This is a genomic window from Streptomyces pseudovenezuelae (assembly GCF_029892565.1).
GTDB classification, from domain to species: domain Bacteria; phylum Actinomycetota; class Actinomycetes; order Streptomycetales; family Streptomycetaceae; genus Streptomyces; species Streptomyces pseudovenezuelae_A.
This window is the reverse complement of the sequence record NZ_JARXVH010000001.1, coordinates 440,430-454,043: the sequence shown is the minus strand read 5'-3', so window position 1 is coordinate 454,043 and position 13,614 is coordinate 440,430. Positions and strand designations below refer to the sequence as shown.

General features: G+C 69.3%; 11 protein-coding genes. 8 read left to right on the top strand and 3 right to left on the bottom strand.

Going from position 1 to position 13,614, the window contains the following annotated elements:
* The first annotated feature begins 59 nt into the window (after positions 1 to 59).
* Positions 60 to 806 carry an alpha/beta hydrolase gene (locus M2283_RS02050; RefSeq protein WP_280874171.1) on the top strand — a complete coding sequence of 249 codons (747 nt, stop codon included), beginning with the start codon at positions 60 to 62 and terminating at the stop codon, positions 804 to 806.
* 321 nt (positions 807 to 1,127) lie between these two features.
* Entirely contained in the window at positions 1,128 to 3,182 is a 2,055-nt protein-coding gene (fusA, locus tag M2283_RS02045; RefSeq protein ID WP_280874170.1) for an elongation factor G, read from the top strand.
* Between the two features lie 60 nt (positions 3,183 to 3,242).
* On the opposite strand, the gene M2283_RS02040 is transcribed toward fusA, so the two are convergent.
* Positions 3,243 to 5,045 carry a coagulation factor 5/8 type domain-containing protein gene (locus M2283_RS02040; RefSeq protein WP_280874169.1) on the bottom strand — a complete coding sequence of 601 codons (1,803 nt, stop codon included), beginning with the start codon at positions 5,043 to 5,045 and terminating at the stop codon, positions 3,243 to 3,245.
* A 211-nt stretch (positions 5,046 to 5,256) separates the two neighbouring features.
* Here M2283_RS02040 and M2283_RS02035 point away from each other — a divergent pair, with 211 nt between their 5' ends.
* From M2283_RS02035 to M2283_RS02015, 5 genes are all read left to right on the top strand, one after another.
* The gene (locus M2283_RS02035; RefSeq protein ID WP_280874168.1) at positions 5,257 to 6,573 is read left to right on the top strand and encodes an ABC transporter substrate-binding protein; all 1,317 of its coding nucleotides are present in this window, start codon (positions 5,257 to 5,259) and stop codon (positions 6,571 to 6,573) included.
* Positions 6,574 to 6,581: 8 nt separating this feature from the next.
* Positions 6,582 to 7,574, top strand: a complete 993-nt coding sequence (locus M2283_RS02030; protein WP_280874166.1) for a carbohydrate ABC transporter permease — start codon at positions 6,582 to 6,584, stop codon at positions 7,572 to 7,574.
* A gap of 13 nt (positions 7,575 to 7,587) precedes the next feature.
* Positions 7,588 to 8,427: a carbohydrate ABC transporter permease gene (locus tag M2283_RS02025; protein ID WP_280874690.1), complete on the top strand. Its 840-nt coding sequence runs from the start codon at positions 7,588 to 7,590 to the stop codon at positions 8,425 to 8,427.
* Between the two features lie 28 nt (positions 8,428 to 8,455).
* The gene (locus tag M2283_RS02020) at positions 8,456 to 9,814 is read left to right on the top strand and encodes a GH1 family beta-glucosidase (protein WP_280874165.1); all 1,359 of its coding nucleotides are present in this window, start codon (positions 8,456 to 8,458) and stop codon (positions 9,812 to 9,814) included.
* Positions 9,815 to 9,991: 177 nt separating this feature from the next.
* On the top strand, positions 9,992 to 11,860 hold the full coding sequence (locus M2283_RS02015; RefSeq protein WP_280874164.1) for a discoidin domain-containing protein: 1,869 nt from the start codon (positions 9,992 to 9,994) through the stop codon (positions 11,858 to 11,860).
* A gap of 4 nt (positions 11,861 to 11,864) precedes the next feature.
* On the opposite strand, the gene M2283_RS02010 is transcribed toward M2283_RS02015, so the two are convergent.
* On the bottom strand, positions 11,865 to 12,269 hold the full coding sequence (locus tag M2283_RS02010; protein WP_280874163.1) for a winged helix-turn-helix transcriptional regulator: 405 nt from the start codon (positions 12,267 to 12,269) through the stop codon (positions 11,865 to 11,867).
* A gap of 77 nt (positions 12,270 to 12,346) precedes the next feature.
* Here M2283_RS02010 and M2283_RS02005 point away from each other — a divergent pair, with 77 nt between their 5' ends.
* On the top strand, positions 12,347 to 13,186 hold the full coding sequence (locus M2283_RS02005; RefSeq protein WP_280874162.1) for an SDR family NAD(P)-dependent oxidoreductase: 840 nt from the start codon (positions 12,347 to 12,349) through the stop codon (positions 13,184 to 13,186).
* Here M2283_RS02005 and M2283_RS02000 read toward each other — a convergent pair.
* Positions 13,173 to 13,565, bottom strand: a complete 393-nt coding sequence (locus M2283_RS02000; RefSeq protein ID WP_280874161.1) for an SCO5389 family protein — start codon at positions 13,563 to 13,565, stop codon at positions 13,173 to 13,175. The two genes, M2283_RS02005 and M2283_RS02000, sit on opposite strands and share 14 nt — an antisense overlap.
* Between the last annotated feature and the right edge of the window lie 49 nt (positions 13,566 to 13,614).

Below are 13,614 nucleotides of genomic sequence, written 5' to 3'. Positions count from 1 at the left end.
CATTGACGGGAGGTGGCCCGGCCGTTAGCTTGCGGCAGATTCTCGACGGGGGAGGACGCGTGAACTCAGCGATGCGGGCTGCCGTGATGCTGGTCTGTACGGGGATGCTGGCGCTCGTCGCGTGCGGCGGCGACGGTGACGGCGACCAGGGGGACGGGCCGTCCACGACGCCGGAGGCCGAAGCCACCGGCAACGACTTCGGGTGTCTGTCGGGCAAGCAGCTCAAGAAGTCGGTCACCTTCAAGGACACCGAGGGGGCCGACGTCAACGGCTACGAGACGGGCACCGGCACGACCGGGGTCATCCTGTCCCACCAGTCTGACAACAACGTCTGCTCCTGGGTCGTCGGCGCCGAGGAGCTCGCGACCGACGGCTATCGCGTGATCGCGGTCGACAGCAACGGCTCCGAGGTGGAGGAGATCCAGGGGGCCGCCGAGCGGCTGCGCGGCGAAGGGGCCGGGAAGATCGTCCTGATGGGCGCCTCCAAGGGCGGTACCGCCTCGCTGGTCGCCGCGTCGAAGGTGCGGCCGGCGGTCGCGGCGGTGGTGTCGGTGTCCGGGCCGGGGCTGTACCAGAACATGGACGCGACCGCCGCCGTACCGAAGTTGACCATGCCGGTGTATTTCATCGCCGCGAACGGTGACGGCCAATTCGCCGATGACGCAAAGGAGTTGGCGAAGCTGACCAAGAAGTCTCCGGGGAAGAAGCTGGAGTTGGTGGACGGGGTCGCGCACGGCAACGACCTGCTGAATCAGCAGCCGTCCGTGTGGGACGAGGTGAAGGCGTTCATCGCGAAGTACCGCTGAGGTCTTTGGGGCCGCCGAAAAAACCCGGTGACCGGCACGCGTCGATCTCCCTACACTCGGCAGGCCACGTCAGACCAGTCGAGGGGAGCCCAGCCATGCGTCACCGCGCCGCTGTCGTCGTTCCCCGTTCCCGGTACCAGGTGATCCTGGTGTCTCCGTCCGCCCGGTGCTCGCTGCGCGGCCGGCACCGGAAGCCCGTGACGAACGTCTGACACGTATCTCCCGTCCACCGACGCGCCTTCACGCGCTCGTCGTGACGTTCCGTCCGGGAATCGCGCTGCCCTTTTCCGATCGTGAGATCACCAGAAAGGCCCATGGGCCGTGCGCACCCACCTCAACCCACTGACCACCGTCCGCAACCTCGGCATCCTCGCCCACGTGGACGCCGGCAAGACCACCGTCACCGAGCGGATCCTGTTCGCCACCGGCACCACGCACCGGCGCGGCGAGGTCCACGACGGCACCACCGTCACCGACTTCGACCCGCAGGAGCGCGACCGTGGGATCACCATCTTCGCGGCGGCGGTGAGCTGTTCCTGGGACGGCCACCGGATCAACCTGATCGACACCCCCGGGCACGTCGACTTCGCCGACGAGGTGGAGCGCGCGCTCAGGGTGCTCGACGGCGCGGTCGCGGTGTTCGACGCCGTCGCGGGCGTCGAGCCGCAGAGCGAGTCCGTGTGGCGGCAGGCCGATCGGCACGGCGTGCCCAGGATCGCGTTCGTCAACAAGCTGGACCGCGCGGGCGCGGACCTCGACAGCGCCGTCGACTCGATCCGGGAACGGCTGCACCCGGCGCCGCTGGTCGTGCAGTTGCCCATCGGTGCCGAGGACGGTTTCACCGGAGTCGTCGACCTGTTGCGGATGCGCGCACTGGTGTGGGCGGACGGCGCCGAGGCGCCCGAGGTCGTGCCGGTGCCGGCGGAGCTGCGCGAGGAGGCGCACCGGCGTCGGCGACTGCTGGAGGAGGCCGTCGCCGAACTCCATCCGGCGGCGCTGGAGGAGTTCTGCGCCGACTCGACGCTGTCCGCCGAAACGCTGGCCGCCGCGCTGCGGGACCTCACCCGCAGCGGCGACGGCGTGATCGTGCTCTGCGGCTCGGCCTACCGCAACCGCGGGATCGAGCCGCTGCTCGACGCCCTCGTGTCCTACCTGCCGTCACCGCTCGACGTGCCCGCCGTACGGGGCACCGGCGACGGCACGGCGGAGGGCACGCGGGAGGAACGGCCCGCGGATCCGGCGGCGCCCTTCGCGGCACTGGCGTTCAAGGTGAACGCCACCCCGACAGGACGTCTGACGTATCTGCGGGTGTACTCGGGAACGATCGAGAAGGGAGACACCGTGTGGGACGCGGTCGCACACCGCACCGAACGGATCGGGCGCATCCTGCGCGTCCGGGCCGACCGGCACGCCCAGGTCGACCGCGCGGTCGCCGGGGACATCGTCGCGGTGGTCGGGCTGAAGTCCGCCCGCGCCGGTACGACGCTGTGCGCGCCCGGCGCCCCGCTGGTGCTGGAACCGCCCGGTGTCGCCGAACCCGTGGTCTCCGTGGCGGTCGAGGCCCGCAGGTCGACCGAGACCGGCCGGCTGGCCTCGGCGCTCGCGCGACTGGTCGAGGAGGACCCCTCGCTGGTCGTGCGGACGGACTCCGAGACGGGTCAGACGGTGCTGTCCGGCATGGGCGAGCTCCATCTGGAGGTGGCGACTGAGCAGTTGCGGAGCGTCCACGGCGTGGAGGTCAACGTCGGGCGCCCGAGGGTGAGTTACCGCGAGACGGTCGGGCGCGGGGTGTCCGGCCATGTCTTCCGGCACGTCAAACAGGACGGTGGGGCAGGGCAGTTCGCCCATGTCGTCCTCGATGTCGAACCGGCGGACGGCGGCTTCGAGTTCCGCTCGGCGGTCGTCGGCGGGCGGGTTCCGCAGGAGTACGTCCGGGCGGTCGAGGCCGGCTGCCGGGACGCCCTCGTCGAGGGGCCGTTGGGCGGGCACCCGGTGACCGGGCTGCGCGTCACGCTCACCGACGGGTCGACCCATGTGAAGGACTCCTCCGACACCGCCTTCCGCACGGCGGGCCGGCTCGGACTGCGGGAGGCCCTGCGCGCCTGCGCGATGGTCCTCCTTGAGCCGGTCGTCGAGGTCACGGTCACCGTGTCCGACGAGGCCGTCGGCGGGGTGCTCGGCGACCTCGCGGCGCGCCGGGGCCGGGTCTCGGGCTCGACCACGCGCGGCCGATCGGCGGTCGTGACGGCGACCGTGCCGCTGGCCGAACTCTTCGGCTACGCGACCCGGTTGCGCAGCCGGACCCAGGGCCGTGGCACTTTCACGGCCCGTCCCACCGGCTACGCGCCGGCGCCCGCCGGGACGCCGGCGCAGTAGTGGGGGACACCGGCCGAAACGGCGGTCCCGCTCCTCACCGGGGCGGGGCCGCCGCCCGGCTCACGGGTACGACACCACCGTTGACGGGATGGTCGACGTTCCCGAGGTCGGCGAGCCGGTCTCGTTGATGACGCGCTCGTACTGGCCCTGGCCGCCGAGCGAGACCACGAGCAGGTCGTGGAACTTCACCCCCGACCGGTTCGGCGCCGCGAAGCCGTTGTGCTGCACGATCGCCGGGTTGACGTTGTAGTAGCAGTAGCTGCCCAGACCCCAGCCCTCGTGCACCGTCACGTTGTCGCCGACCTTGTAGGCGGCGTACCCCTTGATCGAACCGTTCTGGATCGCGGCCTGGTTGGGCGCGTCGTACGCCTTCTCGTTCTGGAAGAAGATCGTGCGACCGCGCTCGCCGTTCCACTGCACGTCGTACTTGTTGAAGTGCTCCACGAACAGGCCGGTGGCCAGCACGTCGGCGCCGTTGACGACGAGGCCGTAGTCGGCCCGGTTGGTGTCCCAGCCGATGCCCGAGCCGTGGTCGGCGCGCCAGAGCCAGGTGTGGTCGACGATGGTGTGGCGGTTGTTGATGACCATGCTGGTGGTCGCCTTGCCCGCACCCGCGCCGCCGATGCGGACGAACACGTCCTGGACGGTGGTGGGGTTGGCGGAGTGGTCCGTCGTCGTGCCCGCGGGGCCGACTTCCAGCAGGGTGGTCGAGTTGACCGTGCCCGCGTCGATCAGGAAGCCCGCGAGCCGCACGCCGTCGACGTCGGCGACCTTCAGCGCCGTAACTCCGTTGTCCGGCACCAGAGTTGCGTAACCCAGGCCCAGGACGACGGTGCCCGCACGGTTCACCTGGATCGGCTGGTTCAGGTGGTAGATGCCCGGCGTCAGCAGGAGGTGGAGTCCCTGCGTGAGCGCCTCGTTGAGGGTGGCCGCGGTGACGCCCGGCTTGGCGACGTAGAACTGCGACAGGGACAGCGAGGTGCCGCGCGGTGTGCCGCTGCCCCACGTCACCCCGCTCGCGTTGGTGCGCTTCTCCGGGAGGAAGATCCGGTACTCGGTGCCGTTCAGGTACAGGAAGGGCTTCTCGCGGGAGACCGGCGTCGTGCCGAGGGTGGTGTACACCGGGTTCGGGAAGCCCTGCGGGGGCGCGCCCTGGACGCCCGAGAACACCATGTTCCAGACGCCGTTGAGCCAGCTGCCGATCACGCTGTCGCGGGTGTACCACTGCTGCTGCGAGTACGGCTGGACCTGGCCGTCGATCCGGCTGTCGGCGATGTAGCCGCCGCTGGCCCAACCGTAGCCGTTGGGGGCGAGGTTGAGGTTCCCGCGCACGTGCATACGACGGAAGGGGGCCGCCTGAGCCACGGCCCACCTGTTCGTGCCGTTCACGGGGACCAGTGCGAGGTTCTCCGCCGAACGCCAGAAGTTCTGGGTGGCGTTGCCGTTGAACCAGCCGGCGTCGACGGTGATGTCGCCGTTGATGGTGGTGTTGTCGGGGGACAGGCCGAGGCCCGAGATCGAGGTGTAGAAGCCGAGTTGGGCGTTGAGCCCGCTGTAGGTGCCGGGCTTGAAGAGCAGTTGGTAGCGGCCGGTGCCGAACTGGGCCGTCTCCTGCTGCTGGAAGATCTGGTCCAGCCTGCTCTGGATGCTGCCGGACGACATCGACGGATCGAAGACGATCACGTTGGCGCCGAGGTCGCCGCCGCCGGGGAGGAGGGCCGCACCCGGGGCGGCCGCAGCGGCGGAGGACGCGGTGGACGTGGAGGTGGCGGCGTCCGCGCGTGCGGACAGGCCGAGCACCGCGGGTGCCGCGACGGCCGCGGCTCCGAGGATGGTTCTGCGAGGTAGGGCGGGCAGAGACATATGGCGGCTCTCCTGTTCAGGAAGTGAACACGGTGGGGTCTGGGAGCGCTCTCTTGTCGTTGAATGCTTCAACTGCCCGAACGGATGCGTCAAGAGGTGTGACCGTAGTTCCACGATGGTTGCCGTACCCCTTGACGAGGCCATCTCTTGAGGTTTAACTCACGTCCTAAATTAAGTCATGACTGTAATGCCTGAAGGGACACCGGGAGCCATGCGCAGCATCCGAGCCGCGGCCGTAGGCGCCGTCACCATGTCACTCGCCCTTGCCGCCACGGCCTGCGGAGGCGGTTCGTCGACGGACGGCGGGTCCAACGACTCGCCGAAGACCCTCACGTACTGGGCCTCCAACCAGGGCGCGAGCATCGCCATCGACAAGAAGGTCCTCCAGCCGGAGCTCGACAAGTTCCAGAAGCAGACCGGCATCAAGGTCAAGCTGGAGGTCGTGCCCTGGTCGGACCTGCTGAACCGGATCCTCACCGCGACGACCTCCGGCCAGGGCCCCGACGTGCTGAACATCGGCAACACCTGGAGCGCCTCCCTGCAGGCCACCGGCGCGCTGCTGCCCTGGGACGCGACGAACTTCGGCAAGATCGGCGGCAAGGACCGCTTCGTCGACTCCGCGCTCGGCTCGACCGGCGCCGAGGGCAAGGACCCGGCCGCGGTCCCGCTGTACTCGATGGCGTACGCCCTCTACTACAACAAGGAGATCTTCGCCGACGCCGGCATCGCCAAGCCACCGACCACGTGGGCCGAGCTGGTCGCCGACGGCAAGAAGATCCAGGCGAAGGGCAAGTCGGCCCTCGGCGCGGAGGGCGCCAACGTCTCCGAGAACATCCACCACACCTTCGTCTTCGCCAAGCAGCACGGCGGCGAGTTCTTCACCGCCGGCGGCAAGGCCGACTTCACCAACGACGCGGTGGTCGCCGGAGTGAAGCAGTACGTCGACCTGATGGCCAAGGACAAGGTCATCCCGACCGGTGACGCCGAGTACGCGCAGAACCAGTCCGTGAGCGACTTCGCCAAGGGCAAGCAGGCGATGCTGCTGTGGCAGTCCGCCGCCGCCAACCTCAAGTCGCAGGGCATGGCCGATGACAAGTACGGCATCGCCCCGGTGCCCGTGCAGTCCGGCACCCCCGGCACCGGCGCGCAGGTCAACTCGATGGTCGCGGGCATCAACCTCGCGGTCTTCAAGAACACCGACAACCTCGACGGCTCCACCAAGTTCGTGAAGTTCATGACCAGCGACGCGGAGCAGAAGATCCTCAACACCGCCTACAGCTCCATCCCGCCGGTCAAGGCCGCCCAGGAGGACGCCTCCTTCAACTCCGCCTCGAACTCCGTCCTCAAGGACACCCTCGCCACCAGCGCCGCGGCCCTGCCGCAGGTCGCCGACGAGTCGCAGTTCGAGACCGCGGTCGGCACGGCCGTCAAGGACCTGTTCGCCGACGTCGCCGCCGGCCGCGCGGTGACCACCGCATCGGTCAAGGCGAAGCTCGAGAAGGCCCAGCAGCAGATGCCGGCGAAGTGAGAGAAACGATGACGACCACTGCACCCGCAGAGGCCGCCGTGCACAAGAACTCTCCCGGGTCGGCGGAGAAAGCGCCCCGCCGCCGCCCCGGGAGGATCCGCCGCATCGCACTGCCGTATCTGCTGCTCCTGCCCGCCCTGTTCCTCGAACTCCTGGTCCACCTGGTGCCGATGGTGATCGGCATCGTGATGAGTTTCAAGGAGCTCACCCAGTTCTACATCCGGGACTGGGGGACCGCGCCCTGGTCCGGTTTCGACAACTACAAGGTGTCGGTTGACTTCGACGCCCCCGTCGGCCAGGACCTGCTGCACTCCTTCTTCGTCACCGTCGTCTTCACCATCCTGTCGGTCAGCTTCTGCTGGCTGATCGGCACGGCGGCGGCGGTCTACATGCAGGACAACTTCCGCGGCCGTGGCATCCTGCGCGCCCTGTTCCTGGTCCCGTACGCCCTGCCGGTCTACGCGGCCGTCATCACCTGGGTGTTCATGTTCCAGCACGACAACGGCTTGGTGAACCACGTCCTGCACGACCAGCTGCACATCACGAGCAAGCCGTCGTTCTGGCTGATCGGCGACAACAGCTTCTACGCGCTGCTGATCGTGCACGTGTGGAAGGGCTGGCCGTTCGCCTTCCTCATCGTGATGGCCGGCCTGCAGAACATCCCCAAGGAGCTGTACGAGGCCGCCGCGCTGGACGGCGCCGGGATGGTGCAGCAACTGCGCCGCATCACCCTGCCGTCCCTGCGCCCGGTCAACCAGGTCCTTGTCCTGGTGCTGTTCCTATGGACGTTCAACGACTTCAACACGCCCTACGTCCTGTTCGGCAAGGCCGCTCCGGAGGCCGCGGATCTCATCTCGGTCCACATCTACCAGGCCTCGTTCGTCACCTGGAACTTCGGCACCGGTTCCGCCATGTCCGTACTCCTGCTGCTGTTCCTGCTGGTGGTGACGGGCGTCTACCTCGCGCTCACCTCGCGCGGACGGAGGACCGCCGATGTCTAGCCCCAGCTCGCCGATGGCGCCGCCGCGCTCCTTCATCTGGTCCCGGCGGATCTTCCTGACCCTGCTCACCGGCTTCGTCCTGCTCCCGGTGTACGTCATGGTCTCCAGCTCGCTGAAGCCGCTGGCCGATGTCATGGGCAAGTTCCGCTGGCTGCCGAGCGGGCTGACCATCCGCCCGTACATCGACATCTGGTCGACCGTGCCGCTCGCGCGCTACTTCGTGAACTCGCTGGTCGTGGCGGGTGCGGCGACCGTCCTGTCGGTGGTGATCGCGGTCTTCTCGGCGTACGCCGTCAGCCGCTACAGCTTCCGCGGCAAGCGGGTCTTCACGGTCACCGTGCTGTCCACACAGATGTTCCCGGGCATCCTCTTCCTGCTCCCGCTCTTCCTCATCTACGTCAACATCGGCAACGCCACCGGCATCGCCCTGTTCGGCTCGCGCGGCGGGCTGATCCTGACGTATCTGACCTTCTCCCTGCCGTTCTCGATCTGGATGCTGATCGGGTACTTCGACTCGGTGCCGCGTGACCTGGACGAGGCCGCGCTGGTGGACGGCTGCGGGCCGCTCGGCGCGCTGTTCCGCGTCGTGGTGCCGGCCGCGATCCCCGGCATCGTCGCGGTCGCCGTCTACGCGTTCATGACCGCGTGGGGCGAGGTGCTGTTCGCGTCGGTGATGACCAACGACACCACCCGGACCCTCGCCGTCGGTCTCCAGGGCTACTCCACGCTCAACGACGTGTACTGGAACCAGATCATGGCCGCCTCGCTGGTCGTCAGCGTGCCCGTGGTCGCCGGCTTCCTGCTGCTCCAGCGCTACCTCGTCGCCGGGCTGACGGCGGGCGCCGTCAAGTGAGCGACTCCCCCACTCCGAAGGGACATCTGTGACCATCGACTTCGCCGCACTCCCGCACGACTTCCTGTGGGGCACGGCCACCGCGGCGTACCAGATCGAGGGAGCAGTCGCCGAGGACGGACGCGCGCCGTCGATCTGGGACACCTTCTCGCACACGCCCGGCAAGATCGCGAACAACGACAACGGCGACGTCGCCTGCGACCACTACCACCGCTGGCGCGAGGACATCGACCTGATGCGCCAACTGGGCACCAACGCCTACCGGTTGTCGATCGCCTGGCCGCGCGTCGTACCCGGCGGCGACGGCCCGGTCAACGCCAAGGGCCTCGCCTTCTACGACCAGTTGGTCGACGCCCTGCTGGAGGCGGGCATCACCCCGTCGGTCACCCTCTACCACTGGGACCTCCCGCAGGCCCTCCAGGACCGGGGCGGCTGGCCGGAGCGGGCGACCGCCGAGCACTTCGCCGCGTACGCCTCCGTCGTCGCCGAACGCCTCGGCGACCGCGTCTCCCACTGGGCGACCCTGAACGAGCCCTCCTGCTCGTCCTGGATCGGCCATCTGGAGGGCAAGATGGCGCCGGGCTGGACCGACCTGACCGCCGCGGTCCGCACCTCGTACCACCTGCTCCTCGGCCACGGACTCGCCGTCCAGGCGATCCGCGCCGCGGCCCCGGACGCCCAGGTCGGCATCGTCAACAACCTCTCCACCGTGTACGCCGCCACCGACCGCGAGGAGGACGTGCAGGCCGCCCGCCGGCACGACGGCCACGTCAACCGCTGGTGGCTGGACCCGATCCACGGCCGCGACTTCCCGGCCGACATGCGCGAGGTCTACGGCGTCGAACTCCCCGAGCAGCCGGGCGACTTGGAGACCATAGCCGCGCCCCTGGACTGGCTCGGACTGAACTACTACTTCCCGGCCACCGTCGCGGACGACCCGCGCGGCCAGGCACCCCGCGTCCGTTCGGTGCGCCGCCTCGGCGTGCCGCGCACGGGCATGGACTGGGAGGTCGACGCCAGCGGCATCGAGACCCTGCTGCTCCGCCTCACCGAGGAGTACGGCGCCCGCAAGCTGTACGTCACCGAGAACGGCTCCGCCTACCCGGACGTCGTACGGCCCGACGGAACCGTCGACGACCCCGAGCGCCAGGACTACCTGGAGCAACACCTCGCGGCCTGCGCCTCGGCGGCCCGCAAGGGCGCCCCGCTGGCCGGCTACTTCGCCTGGTCGCTGCTCGACAACTTCGAGTGGGCCTACGGCTACGAGAAGCGCTTCGGCCTCATCCACGTCGACTACGACACGCAGGTGCGCACCATCAAGGGCACCGGACACCGCTACGCGGACATCGTGCGGGCCCATCGCAGCAAGGCACAGCGGGCCGCCTGACGGTCACGGCGGCGGGCACGGTGGACGTGGGTGCGGGAGCCCACGGCCACCGTGCCCGGTCGGCGGATCTCTTCGGGTGACCGGAACGACCGATCCTCATGGATGTACAGACCCTCAAGTCTGTCATGAGCACGCCATTAAGATCCCCACCTCGTCCCCAGCTCAAGGGAGAGTCGCATGAGATCCCGCACCTATTTGGCCGCCCTGGCCGCCGTGGCCCTGCTGTCCGCGACCCCTGCCTTCGCCGCCCCCGCTCCGGAGGCCGCGGCTGCCGCCGCCACCTGGGACACCGACCGCGCCGGCACCGCCTACACCGCGAACCCGGCCGGCGTCACCGCCTCCGGCAGCGAGAACGCCGGCACCGCCCCCGGCCTCGCCTTCGACGGCAACGGCGCCACCCGCTGGTCCAGCGACTTCGCCGACGACGCCTGGATCCGGATCGACCTCGGCGCCACCATCCGCGTCGACCGCGTCACCCTGGACTGGGAGGCCGCCTACGGCAAACGCTACGTCCTGGAGGTCTCGAAGAACGGCACCGACTGGACGCCCTTCTACACGGAGACCGCCGGCACCGGAGGTTCGGTCACCGCGAACACGTATCCGCAGGAGGCGACGGGCCGTTACGTCCGGATGCGGGGCCTGGAACGCGCCACGCCCTACGGCTACTCGCTCTACTCCTTCAGGGTCTACGGCGGCGAACCGGCCCCCGCGTCCACGACCCGGAGCAACCTCGCCCTGAGCCACCCGGCGTACTCGAACTGCTACCAACACTCGGGCAACTCACCGGTGTTCCTCACCGACGGCGGCTGGCCCGCCAACCTCAAGGACGACGCGACCCGTTGGTCCAGCGACTGGAACGGCGACCGCTGGGTCTCGGTCGACCTCGGCGCCACCTCGACCATCTCCTCCGTCGACTTCTACTGGGAGGCGGCCTACGCCGTCGACTACCAAGTCCAGGTCTCCGACGACAACCGCACCTGGCGCACCGTCTACCAGCCCTCGGCCGCCGACGTGGCCGCCCGCCGGGCCGACATCAAGTCACCGTCGGAGGCGACGGGCCGGCACGACACCGTCACCCTCCCCACCCCGGCCACCGGCCGCTACGTCCGCATGCTCGGCAAGGAGCGCCGCAGCTTCTACAACCCGGCCCCTGACACCGCCCAATTCGGCTACTCCCTCTACGAGTTCCAGGTCTGGGGCACCGGCGGCAGCGCCGCGGCCGCCTACCCGGCGCTGCCCGGCGAGCAGTCGGGCACGTACCAGACAACGTTCTTCGACGACTTCACGGGGACGAGCCTGGACCGCTCCAAGTGGCGGGTCGTCCGGACCGGGTACGAGATGGGCCCGGTCAACGGGGAGTCCCAGGCGTACGTCGATTCCACCGACAACATCGCCACGCAGAACGGCAGCCTTCTGCTGAAGTCCAGGTACTGCAACGACTGCACCCAGACACCGGCCGGGACCTTCGACTTCACCTCCGGGCGCATCGACACCAACACCAAGTTCGACTTCACCTACGGCCGGGTCAGCGCCCGCATGAAGCTCCCGGTCGGGGACGGCTTCTGGCCTGCCTTCTGGCTGCTCGGCAGCAACGTCGACGACACCTCGGTCTCCTGGCCGGCCTCCGGCGAGACAGACATCATGGAGAACATCGGCTACCCGGACTGGACGAGCACCGCCCTGCACGGCCCCGGCTACTCGGCCGACGGCAACATCGGCGCCCGCCAGACCTACCCGAGCGGCGGCACGGCCGACCAGTGGCACACCTACGCGGTGGAGTGGACACCGACCGGAATGCGCTTCTACGTCGACGACCGCCTCGTCCAGGAGACGACCCGCAACAAGCTGGAGTCGACGCGCGGGCAGTGGGTCTACGACCACAACAACTACGTCATCCTCAACCTCGCCCTGGGCGGCGCGTATCCCGCGGGCTGGAACCAGGTGACCACTCCCTATTGGGGTCTGCCGCAGTCCAGCGTGGACAGGGTCACGGCCGCGGGAGTGCAGGCGGAGGTGGACTGGGTGCGGGTGGAGCAGAAGCGGTAGCCCGCTAGTCCGTGTGCTGTGCCCTGGCCGCGTCCATCTCGCCGGCGTGCAGCACCGCCCAGTCCGCCAGTGCCGACAACGGTTCCAACAGCGTGCCGCCGAGCGGGGTCAGGCTGTACTCCACGCTCGGCGGCACGGTCGGATACACCTGCCGCCGGACCAGTCCGTCGTTCTCCAGGCTGCGCAGGGTGCGGGTCAGCATGCGCTGGCTGATGCCCTCGACGGAGCGGTGCAGTTCGTTGTAGCGGTGCGGCCGCGTGCCCAGCAGGGACAGGAGCAGCAGGCTCCACCGGTCGCCCAGGCGCCGGAAGACGTCCCCGACCGGGCAGTGCGCCAACTCGTCGAGCGGTACCGGGCGGGGAAGCTCATGGGCGAGCACCGAGGGAACACCGATGTGCGTACCGGACATCAAACTGCCTTCTTTCGGCGGCCGTTGGCACGGACCCACGATGGGACCACCGCCATTCGACCCCAAGGAGGACGTCCGTGCCGGGCCAATCACCGAAGACCGTGATCATCAGCGGCGGAACCGACGGCATGGGCCGCGCGACCGCGCTGGCCAGACTGAGCAGAGGCGACCACGTCACGGTCATCGGCAGCAGCCGGGCGAAGGGGGACCGGCTGCTGGCCGAGGCGGACAGCCCCCGCCTGCGTTTCCTCCAGGCGGACCTGTCCTCGATCGCCGAGGTCGAACGCGTCGTCGCCCGCATCCAGGAGCGGCACGACACGATCGACGCACTGGCACTGTTCGCCAACCGCATCAGCCCAAAGCGCCGCGAGACGCCCGACGGCCTGGAGTACACCTTCGCCCTGTACTACCTGAGCCGCCACCTCCTGGGAAACCTGCTGCGCCCCCAACTCGACTCCGCCGATGCCCCGTTGGTCATCAACATCGCCGGCGTCGGCACCACCGCCGGCCGCATCGACTGGGAGGACCCCCAACTCACCCGCCGCTACGGCCAGATCCGCGCCCAGCTCCAGGCCGGCCGGGCGAACGACCTGTTGGGGGTCGCCTTCGCCGACCAGGCCGGAAGCAAGGCGCGGTACGTCCTCTACCACCCCGGCTTCACCCGGAGCGGCGCCGACTCCAACCCGAACCCGGTGACCCGTGCCGCGATCAGGCTCCTGGCCCGCTTCTTCGCCCGTCCGGTCGAGGAGGCGGTCCGCCCGATCGTGTCCTGGATCGACGCCCCACCGACCGACGCGCTGACCGCGAACGACCGCGGCCGGCCGGTGGACCTGTCCCTACGGACCCTCGACCCGGAGGCGGCCAAGCGCCTGGCTGCTTACACGGAGCAGTTGCTGGGCGGGGTCAGCAGTCCCTGAACTCCGGTGACTGGTTCAGGACTTGGGAGCGCACCGACGTGAACTTCGCGTGCGACTCCCCGTTCAGCGACTCCGGCCGGAACGCCGCCACCCGGTGGCAGTTCTGGAAGGCCAGCGCCACCCTGAAGTGACGCTCCAGGCTGCCGCGGATGGCGTCGCTGGCGAGGGCGCGCAGGAGCTGGCCGCGTTCCTGCTCCGACGGGGGAGGCGTCTGGTTGTCGGTGAAGTCGGCCGTGCCGCCACGCAGTTCGGTGGCGAGGGAGGCGATCAGGTCGTAGGCGTAGGGGAGGGACGTGCGGACCGTGTCCACGAAGTCCGCCTCGCGGATGTCACCGTTCTCGGCTGCGGCGAGGAGCTTCGGGGAGACGTCGAGAGACATGAAAGGGGGTGTCCTGTCTGGTAGTTGGTGAGTACGGGGTCGTTGGACC